Origin of the sequence: Wolbachia endosymbiont (group B) of Chesias legatella (assembly GCF_964026945.1) — a bacterium.
Lineage (GTDB): Bacteria > Pseudomonadota > Alphaproteobacteria > Rickettsiales > Anaplasmataceae > Wolbachia.
Window position 1 is genome coordinate 420,846 of record NZ_OZ034711.1, and the last position, 13,964, is coordinate 434,809.

The 13,964-nt window shown below is 32.5% G+C and carries 13 protein-coding genes; 6 read left to right on the plus strand and 7 right to left on the minus strand.

Annotated elements, in window-relative coordinates; translation table 11 throughout:
• Positions 1 to 28: 28 nt before the first annotated feature.
• On the minus strand, positions 29 to 403 hold the full coding sequence (locus tag AAGD65_RS01975; protein ID WP_010405308.1) for a hypothetical protein: 375 nt from the start codon (positions 401 to 403) through the stop codon (positions 29 to 31).
• A gap of 119 nt (positions 404 to 522) precedes the next feature.
• Between AAGD65_RS01975 and hemC the strand changes: the two genes are divergently transcribed.
• Both hemC and murB read left to right on the plus strand, forming a co-directional pair.
• The gene (gene hemC / locus AAGD65_RS01980) at positions 523 to 1,401 is read left to right on the plus strand and encodes a hydroxymethylbilane synthase (RefSeq protein WP_264683152.1); all 879 of its coding nucleotides are present in this window, start codon (positions 523 to 525) and stop codon (positions 1,399 to 1,401) included.
• The gene (murB, locus tag AAGD65_RS01985) at positions 1,392 to 2,276 is read left to right on the plus strand and encodes a UDP-N-acetylmuramate dehydrogenase (RefSeq protein WP_264683153.1); all 885 of its coding nucleotides are present in this window, start codon (positions 1,392 to 1,394) and stop codon (positions 2,274 to 2,276) included. Before hemC ends, murB begins: the two co-directional genes overlap by 10 nt.
• Here the strand turns inward: murB and AAGD65_RS01990 are convergent.
• Complete coding sequence (locus tag AAGD65_RS01990) at positions 2,265 to 2,801, minus strand: hypothetical protein (protein ID WP_264683154.1); 537 nt, start codon at positions 2,799 to 2,801, stop codon at positions 2,265 to 2,267. The genes murB and AAGD65_RS01990 overlap by 12 nt on opposite strands.
• Before the next feature lie 114 nt (positions 2,802 to 2,915).
• Here AAGD65_RS01990 and AAGD65_RS01995 point away from each other — a divergent pair, with 114 nt between their 5' ends.
• Both AAGD65_RS01995 and pyrE read left to right on the plus strand, forming a co-directional pair.
• Positions 2,916 to 4,100: a dicarboxylate/amino acid:cation symporter gene (locus tag AAGD65_RS01995; RefSeq protein WP_264683155.1), complete on the plus strand. Its 1,185-nt coding sequence runs from the start codon at positions 2,916 to 2,918 to the stop codon at positions 4,098 to 4,100.
• Positions 4,097 to 4,687, plus strand: coding sequence for an orotate phosphoribosyltransferase (pyrE, locus tag AAGD65_RS02000; protein WP_264683156.1), 591 nt, complete (start codon positions 4,097 to 4,099; stop codon positions 4,685 to 4,687). The genes AAGD65_RS01995 and pyrE overlap by 4 nt, the downstream gene beginning before the upstream one ends.
• Before the next feature lie 396 nt (positions 4,688 to 5,083).
• Here the strand turns inward: pyrE and AAGD65_RS02005 are convergent, their stop codons facing one another.
• The 4 genes from AAGD65_RS02005 to AAGD65_RS02020 all read right to left on the minus strand — a co-directional run bounded on the left by AAGD65_RS02005 (position 5,084) and on the right by AAGD65_RS02020 (position 7,038).
• Positions 5,084 to 5,518: a transposase gene (locus AAGD65_RS02005; protein ID WP_341810922.1), complete on the minus strand. Its 435-nt coding sequence runs from the start codon at positions 5,516 to 5,518 to the stop codon at positions 5,084 to 5,086.
• The gene (locus tag AAGD65_RS02010) at positions 5,475 to 5,693 is read right to left on the minus strand and encodes a hypothetical protein (RefSeq protein WP_341810969.1); all 219 of its coding nucleotides are present in this window, start codon (positions 5,691 to 5,693) and stop codon (positions 5,475 to 5,477) included. The genes AAGD65_RS02005 and AAGD65_RS02010 overlap by 44 nt, the downstream gene beginning before the upstream one ends.
• Before the next feature lie 31 nt (positions 5,694 to 5,724).
• Complete coding sequence (locus AAGD65_RS02015; RefSeq protein ID WP_264683157.1) at positions 5,725 to 6,024, minus strand: transposase; 300 nt, start codon at positions 6,022 to 6,024, stop codon at positions 5,725 to 5,727.
• 285 nt (positions 6,025 to 6,309) lie between these two features.
• Positions 6,310 to 7,038 (minus strand): hypothetical protein, encoded by a 729-nt coding sequence (locus AAGD65_RS02020; protein WP_264683158.1) that lies wholly within the window; start codon positions 7,036 to 7,038, stop codon positions 6,310 to 6,312.
• 154 nt (positions 7,039 to 7,192) lie between these two features.
• On the opposite strand from AAGD65_RS02020, the gene ligA reads away from it, so the two are divergent.
• Positions 7,193 to 9,148, plus strand: a complete 1,956-nt coding sequence (ligA, locus tag AAGD65_RS02025; RefSeq protein WP_264683159.1) for an NAD-dependent DNA ligase LigA — start codon at positions 7,193 to 7,195, stop codon at positions 9,146 to 9,148.
• A gap of 104 nt (positions 9,149 to 9,252) precedes the next feature.
• Here ligA and AAGD65_RS02030 read toward each other — a convergent pair whose 3' ends face one another.
• Positions 9,253 to 10,446 (minus strand): hypothetical protein, encoded by a 1,194-nt coding sequence (locus tag AAGD65_RS02030; protein ID WP_264683160.1) that lies wholly within the window; start codon positions 10,444 to 10,446, stop codon positions 9,253 to 9,255.
• Positions 10,447 to 11,152: 706 nt separating this feature from the next.
• Between AAGD65_RS02030 and AAGD65_RS02035 the strand changes: the two genes are divergently transcribed.
• The gene (locus tag AAGD65_RS02035; protein ID WP_341810970.1) at positions 11,153 to 13,921 is read left to right on the plus strand and encodes an ankyrin repeat domain-containing protein; all 2,769 of its coding nucleotides are present in this window, start codon (positions 11,153 to 11,155) and stop codon (positions 13,919 to 13,921) included.
• Positions 13,922 to 13,964: the final 43 nt, after the last annotated feature.

Below are 13,964 nucleotides of genomic sequence, written 5' to 3' on the forward strand. Positions count from 1 at the left end.
TCACAAGCACCTAAAAGATTAGGACCGCCTAAAGCCCTGATCTATAATTGATGGTCTGCGTTTGTTTTTCTAAAATATCATTATAAATCCATGAATGAGGTTCAGAGGTAGCTTTAAGATTCTCTATTTGTTTATTTTTTCTAATGCTATCAATCGGAAGGTAAATGCATAAACCAAGTATTGAGAAAGTAACTATGGTAGCTGGTATGTGAATAGCAAGAAATTCACTATAACTTGGATCTTTCCAACCGAGAGGACTAGATAGAGAAGGATGAGAGGAAAATCTGGGAATTGCTACTACTGCACTTAATGCTGTTAGAATAATAGCGACAGTGGCACCTACAAGAGGTAAAATATTCTTTTTATTAAATCTGCCATTAGAATCTTTTAAAATATCAAACATACATACTCGTCGATTACTAAATGTTCGTGATACTATGCACTAATTATAAAGTATTCAATAACTAAACTGGAGATAATAAAAAATGGACATAGAATATAGACATATAATATGAAGGATATATGCTAGTTAAAATAGGTACGAGAGGAAGCGACCTTGCGATCATCCAAGCTTTGGAAGCAAAACAAAGATTATTAGAGTCTTTTCCTAATCTATCCGTTGAGATCATTAAAATCAAAACTTCTGGTGATAAATATGCTAATGTAACCCTTGCTGAAATAGGAGGTAAAGGACTGTTCCTCAGGGAGATTGAGGCTGAATTACTCAAAAATAATATAGATATGGCGGTTCATTCGCTAAAAGATGTACCTGCGTTTTTCTCGAAGGACTTAACAATTCCTTGTGTTTTAGAGAGGCTAAGTCCATGTGATGTATTTATTTCTCATAAATATAAGAGCCTAAAAACTTTGCCACAGCAGGCTACAATTGCAACTTCTTCAATAAGAAGAAAAGTTCAGCTGTTAAATCTCAGGCCAGACTTAAATGTAGTGCCACTGCGTGGAAATGTGACAACTAGACTGCAAAATCAGAATTTTGATGGAATGATTTTAGCTGAAGCAGGGCTGATAAGATTAAAAAAATATCACTTAATTACAGAGGTATTGCCACCAAAAGTCATGTTAAGCGCAGTAGGGCAGGGGGCAATTTGCATTCAATGCCGAAAGAATGATATAAAAGTTATCGATCTTTTAGAGAAAATTAATAATAATATGTCTTTTATAAGGGCAAAATCAGAGCGCAGTTTCATGAAGACAGTAAATGGTTCATGCTTTACACCGCTTGCAGCTTTAGCAGAATATGTGAGTGAAAACATGCTACATCTTTATTGTATGTTAGCGGGCGAGAGAGTTATATACTTTACTGAACGCACTTCGTTTGTAGAAGATGCAGAAAAAATGGGTATGGATGCAGGATTAGAGTTAAAATCAAAATGCTTATAAGCTTACCTAAAGTATGTGGAATCTACCGTTATAATGTTTCAATGTCTAAAATGACTTGGTTAAATGTTGGTGGCCAAGCTGATGTACTATTTAAGCCACGTGACATTGAAGATCTAATGTGCTTGATAAAAGATGCGGAGTTACCAATTAGCGTTATCGGTGCAACATCCAACATAATAGTGCAAGATAGTGGCATTCGAGGAATAACGGTGAAATTAGGTAAGGAATTTGCATATATAAAATGTAAAGATAATAACTCCATTGTTGCAGGTGGTGCTGCATTGCTTAGTAACCTTGCATACTTTGCCGGAGAACAGCAAATTAGTGGGCTTGAGTTTCTTGCTGGAATTCCAGGAACAGTTGGCGGTGGGATAGAGATGAATGCAGGTGCATATGGTAGTGATATTGCGAGTGTTGTAAAGTTTATAAGGGCAGTGAATCTAGAAGATGGGAATTTATATGAATTTTCCAGTGAAGAAATGGGATATTTTTATCGTGGACATAGTCTAAAAGGCAGGTGGATTTTTATTGAAGCTGAATTTAAAGGAGTAAGTTCAGAGTATGAGCTTATATTGCAAAGATTGAAAGAAGTTATTGATAAAAAAAATAAAAGTCAACCAGTAAGAGGAAAAACTGCTGGTTGTATATTCAAAAATCCAATAGGCTGCAAGGCATGGAAACTGATTGATGAGTCTGGCTGCCGAGGATTAAGTAACGGTAGAGCTAAAATTTCTAAGAAACATTGTAATTTTCTGCTCAATTACAATAATGCAACTGCACTTGACTTAGAAAACCTTGGCAACAGAGTACAAGATGCAGTAAAAGATAAATTTAACATTGAACTTGAGTGGGAGATAAGGGTTTTAGGTAGCTAAATTTATAGTTGTATCTCTTGGCTGTTCAACGCTATCTATTTGTAAAGTGTCCTTATTGTTATCATTTGATGCAGTATGGTTGTTATTCTTTTCCTGCGAAAAAAAGGTTCCTTTTACTTTTTCAACTATAGGTGGTAGATATATCATTGCAAGCACTGTTAGGATTGGTACAGCAAGTCCTATTATTGCACCAAGGTTAGCTGCTGAGTTTATATCTAGCGTTATACCAGGAACAGCATTTATAGCTGCACTTAGACCAATTCCGATTACTACCTGAGGAAAAAATAGCTGACTAAACAATACAATAGAATCTCGCTTTGGATTTGATGATTGACCACCGAGCATAAAAGCCACCAATATAAAGGATGCAGAAGCCAATATTGCAGAGACAACAGTAGTAATGCTGCCTATAATGAGAGGAGATAAAGGTACACTCAGCGCATAACATGCAAGACCTACTGTATAACCTGTAAGTCCCCCTATTCCAGCTATTATAGATAATGCAGCATCTATTGGATATGGCATATTTTTAAAACTTAATCAATAATAAAATGTTACTCATTTTTCCTTCATCTGTAAAGTTATCTTAACCTAATTCCAAAAATTGTTGTATAGTATCAATTTGAAGTTTTGTTTTTAATGCATAAGTTCACAATACTCTTTTCTATACTGTTTGCGGTAATTGCTTACTATTTAAACAATGAAGTAATATTTGAAGTAGCAAAGCTATTTAGCGATATATTCATCAGTTTATTGAAGTTAATTAGCTTACCTTTAGTTTTTCTATCTATCGTGTCCACAATTTCAGGGCTTAAAGACTCAATTGAAATTAAAGTATTACTTAAGAAGACGCTGTTTTATACGCTGCTTACAACCATTATAGCTGCATTTGTTGCGCTATCTTTCTATTTATTTATAGATCCAGTAAGAAAAAATTTCATAAGTAACACAATAGAAAGTGTGAGTGACAGCAACCACAATTACTTTTCATACTTAAAATCACTCATTCCATCAAATTTTGTGCAAGTTTTTCTTGAAAATAACGTTATTGGCAGCATATTGATTGCTTTTTTGATGGGTGGAGCTATTATTTCGCTCTCAAAAGAAAAACAAGATATATTACACCAAATATTTTCTGCACTATTTGATACACTTCTTAGAATTGCTCAAGGGTTATTAAAGTTTATTCCTCTTGCTGTATGGTCTTTTATCACATGTTTTTTATACGAGTTAAAAGGTGGCAGCGAATTCCATAGTCTTTTTTGGTATTTTGCTTGCATAATGTCTGCAAATTTCGTGCAAGCCTTTGTGGTTTTACCACTGCTCATGTGGTATAAAGGCATATCGCCAATTCAGACAATGAAGGGAGTTATGCCAGCACTTACACTTGCATTTTTTTCTAAATCATCCAGTGCGACGCTACCTACAACTATAGACTGTGTGCAAAATAAGCTAAAGGTGCCAAAGAAATTGTCATCTTTTATTCTACCAATATGTACAACTATCAATATGAATGCATGTGCTGCATTTATTTTAATCACAGTGATGTTTGTTGCAGAGATGAATGGGCACACATTTTCCTTAAGTGAAATGTTCATATGGATTTTTTTAGCTACAGGAGCTGCAATTGGTAACGCTGGAGTGCCGATGGGGTGCTATTTTATGGCAACTAGTTATTTGGTATCAATGAATGTTCCTTTGTACATTATGGGATTGATTTTGCCTATTTATACAATCATTGATATGTTTGAAACTGCAATAAATGTGTGGTCTGATATCTGTATAACGCAGATAATTAATAAAGAATTTCAAACTCAAGAATGATATTAGATAATACAATAATAAAAGAATTTGAAGAGGCTGGTGCGATTTTGCACGGACATTTTGTACTCTCGTCAGGGCTGCACAGCAACACTTACATACAATGCGCTAAAATTTTTGAAAATCCAAGCAGAGCAATGAACGTTTGTGAGCTATTGGCGAATAAAATAAGAAAAGAGCTTATTGAACCCATAGATTTAATACTATCTCCTGCGATTGGTGGAATAATCGTGGGTTATGAGATTGGTAGACAGCTTGGAATCCGAACAATATTTTGCGAACGTGTTAATGGTAAATTTGAATTACGCCGTGGATTTGAGATTAAACAAGGTGAGAAAATCTTACTAATTGAAGATGTGATTACCACAGGTAAATCTTCACTTGAAGCAGTAAAATGTGGAGAAGAGAAGGGAGGTAAAGTTGTTGCTGAAGCTTCTTTGATAAAGAGAAATAGTGAAACAAAACTGCCCTTTCCTGTAATATCTTTGATTGAACTAAATATCAAAAACTATAGCGAGGAAGAACTGCCAAGTGAATTAAAACAATTACCTATAATGAAACCTGGGAGTAGAGGATATTTAACAAAGTAATTCTATATATGGCTAAAGTGATTCAGTAACTTTTACGTGTTATATGTTGATCTTCTTGCATCAAAGTTAGATATTACAGTTTATTTTCCTGTATTCGTTCAACAGAATGGCAAAATAAGATAGACAAATAAAGATATAAAGTAAAAACAATAATAGGTGTCATTCCGGTTCGTGACACTTGCTTTATGTAGTTTCATTGAAAACGTTTTTTTTATTATAATACCTCCTATGATTAGTTTGCTTGTGAGCACCAGTGTCTGGGCACTGGAATGAAAAGAAAAGGCTACTTGAATGACAGGAAAGGAACTACTAAAACAAATAGGTATCATTCCAGCGCGTGACGCTGGAATGGCTTTGTTGCATAGCTCTTCGGATAGTAGGTAACATACAATAAATTCATGAAGCTATCTCAAATTTAGCCATGCCGATTTCAGTAAATTTGTTAAGTAAATAACACTTGAGTAGCAGTTCTCTCTCACGATTAACCTCAGATTTGTTCCTAAAACTAAACCCAAATGTTTGCTTCAGTCGCGAGAAAAAACTTTCTATATAAGATCTCTTCCCATAATTTATCTCTTTTTTCCATTTCTTTATATCATCTTCATCATATGACTTTATGAGCTTGATTGCAGAATTTCTCTCAGCCATATAGTCTAACTTTGGATGCTCTACTGCATTATTTTTCGGAGGGATTTTCGTTTTTATGCCATATTGATTACACAGCTTATAGAGCTTTTTTCTATCATATGCACTATCTGCATATAGTGCTTTTATAGCATATTTAACATCAAATTTTTCCAGCAAATCGCAAGTGGTCGGAATAAACTCCACTACTGTATTTTGCAGCTATAACTTTTTTGCTACCTATCTCCAGCATTACATGTAGCTTTCTTGTTTGCTCATAGCGGCGATACTTTCTGTCTGTACCATTTGCTTTACTATGGTCCGGAATATTATTGTAGATGCTGATAACTGTACTATCTATGGCAATTTCAATATCCTTCATATCGTTTTTGTTAACTCTGCAGTCATTAATCTTAATATTGAGTTTTTTTTGATGCTTGTGAATAGCTGATAACTTGCAAAATTTTTCCTATTTGCTCCAGATATCCTTTTATAAACCCCACAGTTTGTCTCAAGCCAATTCTAAATATATAAGTTATTATATGAACCAAAATCACAACTTTATCGCTGTAAATATTGTTCCCACCTGCTACTTTTGGTCTATTTTCGTGCCAATTTTCAATGGCGTAGTTGATATAATGAAAAATATTTCCCCTTTCTTGAAGAAATTTGTTATATTTACCTTGGTTACTGACTCTCATTTTTTGTGACATATTTATCCTTAATCAGTTAAATCGTCATTTTATAATGAATTTTGTCAGTAATCGCTAGTTTTTTTCCTGCTATGCAACAAAGCCCACTGGAATCCAGAAAGGAACAATGGATCTCAGTGTCTGAGCACTGGGATGACAAGGTAGTAAGCACTGGGATGAAACCTTTTTGCTTCAATATTTTGCACAGTAGCCATGAAACTTAACAGATACTTTTCTCTTCATTTATCCTAAGGTTTTTATGGGTTAAAAAACCCATAAAAACCTTATATAAAACCCCTGTTGTGATTAAAAATACACTAAATCTTGGTTTTCACATGTTTCATCTTGTGCAGCAAAAGACAATAATTTTGCGCTCTCAAGGAAATTTTTTGCACTAGCTTCTAAGAGATTAGATTTTACTTCTGTAAGTTCACATTTAATCTGATCTATTTTCCCATTCAAATTTTTATGTGCATCTTCGACTAATTTATTCATTTCATCTTCTAAAAGTGTACTTACTTCTTTACTTTGTGTAGTGACAAGATCATTTATTTTGCTTGTAATTTCAGGTTTTATAAGGCTTTCAATTTTTTCTTCAGTATATTTTTTTACTGCTTCTTCTACCTGAGTTTTTATTTCTGGCTTTAGCAAATCTGCAACTTCTGGTCCTACTTTTTTCACTGCTTTTTCAGCTGCATTTTTTGCTGCTTTTTCAGCATTTGCTTCTACTGACTTTACTGTCTTATCAATTGAAGTCGATATTTTTTTTTCTATTTGATTAGCTTTTTCGGTAGCTATTTTGTTAGCTTTCTCTTCAGCTAAAGTTAGCATTTTTCCTTCTATTTTTTTTACTTCATCTTGAGCTGCTTTTCTAGCTTCTAGTTTTAAGTCATCACCCATTTTAGATATTACTTGATTCGCAGCTTCTTTTGCTGCTTTGCTTATACCAAGAATTTTATCAAACATTCCTGCACGATACACTTGAGAGCCGAAGTTTGATTCGTCAGCCAAATTTTTGTAATTGTATTCTTTCATAATGTACTCCTTAATTTAAAAACTATACTAACATTAATATACAAGTACAAAAATTATATTAATATTAGTATTGCTTTTCAGGGCAGTAGTATAAATTTATAGTACCTTTTGAAAAAATTCATGACTTGACGACAAAGAGCATTATATTGGTATCATGACTGACTTGGAAAAGATGAGAGAAAAACTGCAAAATCAAATTAATTATCATAATATCTTATATTATCAAAAAAGTAAGCCAGAGATAAGTGATGCTGAATATGATGAACTGAAAAAAAAGTTAGCTGCAATAGAGCCAGAAGCTTATGCAACACAAGATAGTGTTGGTGCTCCGCCTGATGAGAGATTTTCTAAGGTGGAACATCAAGAACCTATGCTTTCTCTTGAGAATGCTTATGATGAACAAGGTGTAGAAAAATTTTTGTCTAAAATAAAGAGATTTTTAATTGCAGATGAAATAGAGATATTATGTGAGCCAAAAATTGATGGATTGTCATTTTCTGCAATTTATGAAGATGGGAAATTTGTTAAAGCTGCAACTCGAGGTGACGGTTTTGTAGGAGAGGATGTAACTCACAATGTTGCAACAATAAAAGGCTTTCCTAAGTTTTTACAAGATGTGCAAGGAAGACTAGAAGTAAGGGGTGAAATATATATCAGTAACAGCGACTTTTTAAAGTTAAATGAAAATAATGAATTCGCTAATCCTCGAAATGCAGCTGCTGGTTCTTTAAAGCAATTGAATGCGAACATTACAGCAAAAAGGCCTCTTAGATATTTTGCTTATTCTTTAATTGGTGGAATAGAGAAAAGTCAAAGTGAAGTACTAGATAGACTTGAGGAACTTGGCTTTTGTGTAAATGAGCATCGCTTCTTAACAAGTAGTTTGAATGGAATGCTAAAGTTCTATAACGAGATCTATGATTATCGTTATAACTTGGATTATGATATCGATGGGATAGTCTATAAAGTGAATGATTTGGTGCTACAAAGTCGTCTGGGAAGTACACACAAAGCGCCACGCTCAGCGCTTGCATATAAATTTTCTGCGGTTTATGCAAAGACAAAGTTAAATAAAATATTTATACAGGTGGGTAGAACGGGGGTTTTAACTCCAGTTGCAGATTTGGTACCAGTCAATATTGGCGGAGTACTAGTTAGCAGAGCAAGTCTACATAACCAAGATGAGATAAAACGTAAAGACATAAGAGAAGGAGATGTTGTAACAATTAAAAGAGCTGGAGATGTAATTCCTCAAATTGTCAAAGTAGATGAAGGTTCTCGTCATGCAAATATGCCTGAATTTGTGTTTCCTGACATATGTCCTGAATGTGGTAGTAAAGTGCAGATTGAAGGAGTTGCAGTAAGATGTCCTAAAGAATTTAATTGCAAGGCTCAAATAGTAGAAAAACTAAAACATTTTGTGTCAAAAGATGCATTTGACATTGTTGGCCTTGGTGAAAAACAAATAAAGTTTTTTTATGACCTGGAACTAATAAGACAAATTCCAGACATTTTTATTTTAGAGGAAAGATTAAAAGAGTTTTCCTTAAAAGAGCATCATGGTTGGGGCGAGAAGTCAATAGCTAATCTATTAAGTGCTATACAAAACAGAAGAGTAATCACTCTAGATAGGTTCATATTTTCTTTGGGTATCAGATTTATCGGCCAAGTTGCAGCAGAATTGCTCGCAAATTATTATGTATCTTATGATAACTGGTATAATTCGATGTCATCAAATGATGTTGAGTTGGTAGGTATAGATGGTATAGGAGAAAAAGTAGCTGAATCTTTAAAATCGTTTTTTTCTCAGGAACGTAACATTAAAATGTTAAATGATCTTACTGCATATCTGCAAATTCTTCCCGTGAGCTCCAACTCTAGCGATTCTTTTTTGAATAACAAAATTATAGTGTTTACTGGTAAGCTACGTGCTATGAGCAGAGGGGAGGCAAAAGTAAGAGCTAAAGTTTTAGGGGCAAAGATCAGTTCAAGCCTTTCTACTAAAACTGACTATTTAATTGCAGGAGAAGATCCAGGTTCAAAATATAAAAAAGCAATGGAATTGGGTGTGGAAATTTTAGATGAAGAACAGTGGAACAAATTGTGCTAAACACAACTTAATCTGACGGGAATGAATTAACTGATAGAAGAATTGAAAACTAATATCAGACTCTTATTTAATACAATTGAACACTCCCTGCTCTTTATAAACAGTTATGCAACAAAGCCAGTTAAATAGCTAAGCACCCCTCTAATATATGATTTCTCTTTAACTTTTTCTAAATATGGACTAGGTAATTCTTCCTTATCTACAAATTCGAAATCATCTTTCTCAAGAAACAACTCATGTATTATTTGTGCTAGTATCATAAAGTCTTTCTTTTTAGGGGACTGAACAAAGCCTGGATATTGCTCATCATGTGCAGTTTTTTCATAAACAGATTGAATGAAAGTAGATATTCTTTTTTCTAATTTTCTCAAATTTTCTACCAATTGCTTTTCCCCTGGTAAAGGTATTTGAAGCTTTTTTTGCTTTAATACCTCCTTTTCTGATATGTGACCAGAATCGTTAATAAACTTACGTGTTATTTGCTCTAACCTTTCCAAGTCTATTTCTGTATTATAATAAGAAAGAGCTGGATAATTTTCATCTTGGCACAGCTTATTATGATAATCAGAATCTTCAATAAACTTATTTACTATTTCTTTTAATTCTTGTAAATCATTTAGCTTTTGATTGAAATCAAGATATTTTTTCAACTCCATCCACCACTCATATTTAGCAGATTTTTCTTGTTTTTCTATTTTATTTTCTAGCTCTTCTACTACTTTGCTATCTGCAAATGCTTTTATATATATTTCTTGAATAACAGAACAGAAATTTTTTTTAGAGAACTGTCCTGTACATATATAATTAATGGTCTGAAGACGCTCATTTTTTATCGAGTATGTTAGTATATTAACTAAACTCTTTAAAAGAACTTGCTGCCCTTCCGGATTGTTTTTTATATTCTTTTCAACTAAGTTCAACATTTTTTTTATCAGTCGTTTATTATCAATTAATGAGACTATAGCCAAAATTGTTTCGATCTGCCCTACTTTTCTACTAATGATCTGATTAAGATTTTTTTCATTGAGCTTGGCAATATCATTGCTTACAAGTATAAAGGCATTTTTATATATTTCCCGAATAATTGAGAATTGTGAATTAGGGTACTCGCGCCTATTTCTAGTAGATTTTTGTGTAAAATGTTCGTATAGGTTTGTAACAATTGAAACATCTGGTTTATTTATAGCTTCCCTTAAAGAAAGAACTAACATTTTCTTTAAGTTAGCTTGTTTATCTATATCAATTAAAAGTCTAGGATCACTTTCTACAGCTAATATCTTTTTCCACCATAAAGTCATAACTTTTTTATTAAAATAATATAGCTTAATTGTTAACTATATCTATGAGAAAATCAAGAATTATGTATTTTTTTATATTTTATATAGGATTATTAATATTCACTTTAGTTTCAGAAACATACTGCAAATTAGAATCATAAAAATCTTTAATGTTCATTTTTCCAAAAACGCAAAAAAAGTACCTACCTTTATGAAAACAAGCCTATAAAAATATGGTTGTAAAAATGGAAGCCTAAAATCATTGCAACAAAGTTAGGCAAATTGGTTCATATGTAAATTTAGTGAAAGTAAACCAATATAGCTGATTTCATGGTATAGCAAAATCACTATATTGAAAAGTTTATATGGTACACCAATTGATTCTAAAAAAAATGTTTTCACACTAACTGGTTTTGGGTGCTGGAAGTGACCAAATTACTTAAGTTGTTTAATACTGAATGAGTATAAATTTATTTTCTTCTACTAATCGTACATGGCCCAGAGTGGACAAATGGGAAGATTATACTATTAAAGATCTATAATATTAGAGCTCTGCCTAAAAAGTAAATTCATTAACTTTTATTCCACAACTTTGCAGTATTACTTATTTAATGATGAGATAAGAATTACGTATTAATAAATAATAAAGGTTAATCTAGTAATAAATATATTGACGTATTAATAATATTATTATATTCTTAATATAATTAAATAGTTAATAAAAGTTATGAGTATTGTATTTTATTGTGAAGAGTTTAATGACTGTGATTTAGACAATGGTAAAACTCCTTTAAGGAAAAAGTTCAATGAAATAATTAAAGATTTAGAGGAAAACAACAGTACAAGCCAAGGAAATATAAAGTTAATAAAAGGTGATGGGAATATTGAATATTTTCGAGCTAAATTAAGTGATAGTGACAGATTACTATTTACGAGGAGAAAACATAATGACAAAGATGCTTTTGTTATTTTAGAAGTAATTCTGAATCATGATTATCATAAGTCTAAATTTTTAACGAATAGAGAGAAAATAAGAAACATAAAAATAATAGGTGAAGAAGTTCCTGATACAGTAGAGATTGAAGATGCTCCACAAGTTAGTTATCTCGGTAAATTTATTACTTTTAGTGCAAAGCAGGAAGATATAGTTGAAAGGATTGAATTGCCTTTAGTTATCAATGGAGCTGCTGGTAGTGGAAAGACATCAGTGGCTTTGGAGAGCCTAAAAAGGATAAAAGAGAAGTTCGAGGAAGGAAAAGTTCTATATATTACCCAGTCTGAAAATCTTATAAAACAATCAAAAAAATTATTTGAATACGAATACTATGATGAAATTGCTGGTGAATTCAAGATTGGCATTCCAGAAAGAATTGAGTTCTTATCTCTTCATGAGTTTCTTGAAAAGAAAGCAGAAGATATAAAAGGAAAGAAGCCAATTGATAGAAATAAGTTTTTTTCATGGTTCGATGAAATATGCAAGAAAGATAAATTTAAGGAGTATAAAAAAGACGGAGATAAAATATTCGAAGAATTTACAGCTGTAATAGGGGGAAAAGGCTTATTAGGAGAGAACGGAAAAGACCTATATGAGAAATTAGGAAAGAGAGAATCTATGTTTCCTGAGAATGAAAGGAGTAATATTTATGATTTTTTTAAAGAGTACAGGAAGTTTATAGAAAAAGATTCAGAGTATTATGATCCTAATCTTGTTACTCATCAATGCATTACAGAAGGAATGTATGATGCGATTGTTGTAGATGAAGTTCAGGATTTAACTGAGAGCACATTAGATCTGGTGTTAAAGAGTTTAAAAGATGAGAATAAGAGTAACTTTTTACTATGTGGTGATGTTAATCAAGTAATACATCCAAGTTTTTTCTCTTTATCTAAGTTAAAATCTTTTCTTTGTCAAAATAGATATATAATGAGCCAAGGATCGGGAGTTTTTTATACCCTTGAGAGGAATTATCGTAATAGTGAGCAAGTTATTGAATTCGCCAATCGTATACTACATCTTAAGAATTATTGTTTTGCTTCAGAAGATAAAATAACAGTAGACAACGCTTTTTTCATGAAGAGTGAGACTAAGAAGAAAGGGAACGTTGGCTTTATTACTGATGATAAAAAAGAAGAAATAGCAAAACAAGTAAATGAATCTATAAATTGCGCTGTTTTAGTTCTGAATGATGAAAGTAAAAAAAGTGCACGTCAGTTATTTGATACTCCACTTGTGTTTAATATACATGAAGCCAAAGGCTTGGAATTTGAAAATGTGATTCTTTACAAGTTTACATCATGTAAAGCTTATAATGAAATATGGAAGATAGCATGTACGGATAAAAGTGACGGGGAGATAGATAATACTATTAATAGAATTCGTGATTCATACAATGAAAAGGAAGTTAACACTTCAAGAAATAAGGATAAGAAAGATAAGTCTTTGGAGAAATATAAATTTTATATGAACGCTCTGTATGTTGGAGTTACTCGTGCTGCTAGTAATGTCTACATTATAGATGATAAAAGTAATTTATTGAAAATAATAGAACCAGGGGAAGAAGATAATGTAAATATTGAGCAAGAAAAATCGAGTCCTGAGGAATGGAGAAAGAAGGCACTAGAGTTAATAGAGAAAGGAAACATAGAGCAAGCTGAACGTATAGCAACAAAATTGCAAAAGGAAGGAAAAAGAGAATATGCTGAAGAGGTTACGAATGCGTTGAAAGCTAATAGAGATCATGAAAAGGATCAGGCCTTAGATAAAAACAAGCGTGCAAATTCAGTGTTAGAGAGTGATATAAGTTCTAGGTCTTCACAAAGCTCAGAACATGAAGGAGATGATATTAGCAAACCTCAGAGTAAAGAAAGTAGACATAATAAAAACAAAAAGAAGAAAGCTAAAAAATTTCATCAAGTTCAAGAAGCGAAACCACAGCTTTCTTTAGATGAAAAAGATAGTACTAGTAAGAGTACAAAGACTCAGAATGGAAGGCATAAGCAGGATCTAAATGATAAAAAGGAATCAAAAAGATTAGAAAAGAATACAAAGGAATTATTTTTAGCTTTAAAAAATAAAAATTTGAAAAAGGCTAAAAGATTAATTGAACAAGGAGTTAATGTTTATGCTAGAGATGAAGTAAATTGTACTTCTTTACATTGGGCAGTAGAAAATGGTTATTATGAAGTAGTTAAATCTCTTCTGAGTAATGGAGCTGACGTTCATGCTGTAGCTGGTGTAAATCAGGAAAATTTGACTTCTTTACATACAGCAGCAGGAAATGGTTACGTAGATATAGTTAAACTTCTTCTGGATTATGGAGCTGATATTAATGCTCAGAGTAAGGAAGGTATTACTCCTTTATATTTTGCAGCACACAAAGTTGAGCAGAATGTAGTTGAATTTCTTCTGAAGAATGGAGCTCAGGTTAATTATGTAAATAAGAAAGGGGCTACTCTTTTACATATAGCAGCAAAAGAAGGTCTCGTTGATGTATAGTATTTCCTAAAGTAAATGATAAAGGTATAATGAAGTATTTGAG

Bases quoted from the DNA above. Each gene is read 5' to 3' on its own strand.
- hemC (WP_264683152.1), top strand. From the start codon at position 523: ATGCTAGTTAAAATAGGTACGAGAGGAAGCGACCTTGCGATCATCCAA.
- AAGD65_RS02015 (WP_264683157.1), bottom strand. From the start codon at position 6,024: ATGTCACAAAAAATGAGAGTCAGTAACCAAGGTAAATATAACAAATTT.
- AAGD65_RS02035 (WP_341810970.1), top strand. From the start codon at position 11,153: ATGAGTATTGTATTTTATTGTGAAGAGTTTAATGACTGTGATTTAGAC.
- AAGD65_RS01995 (WP_264683155.1), top strand. From the start codon at position 2,916: ATGCATAAGTTCACAATACTCTTTTCTATACTGTTTGCGGTAATTGCT.
- ligA (WP_264683159.1), top strand. From the start codon at position 7,193: ATGACTGACTTGGAAAAGATGAGAGAAAAACTGCAAAATCAAATTAAT.
- AAGD65_RS02030 (WP_264683160.1), bottom strand. From the start codon at position 10,446: ATGACTTTATGGTGGAAAAAGATATTAGCTGTAGAAAGTGATCCTAGA.
- AAGD65_RS01975 (WP_010405308.1), bottom strand. From the start codon at position 403: ATGTTTGATATTTTAAAAGATTCTAATGGCAGATTTAATAAAAAGAAT.
- murB (WP_264683153.1), top strand. From the start codon at position 1,392: ATGCTTATAAGCTTACCTAAAGTATGTGGAATCTACCGTTATAATGTT.
- pyrE (WP_264683156.1), top strand. From the start codon at position 4,097: ATGATATTAGATAATACAATAATAAAAGAATTTGAAGAGGCTGGTGCG.
- AAGD65_RS02010 (WP_341810969.1), bottom strand. From the start codon at position 5,693: ATGAAGGATATTGAAATTGCCATAGATAGTACAGTTATCAGCATCTAC.
- AAGD65_RS01990 (WP_264683154.1), bottom strand. From the start codon at position 2,801: ATGCCATATCCAATAGATGCTGCATTATCTATAATAGCTGGAATAGGG.
- AAGD65_RS02020 (WP_264683158.1), bottom strand. From the start codon at position 7,038: ATGAAAGAATACAATTACAAAAATTTGGCTGACGAATCAAACTTCGGC.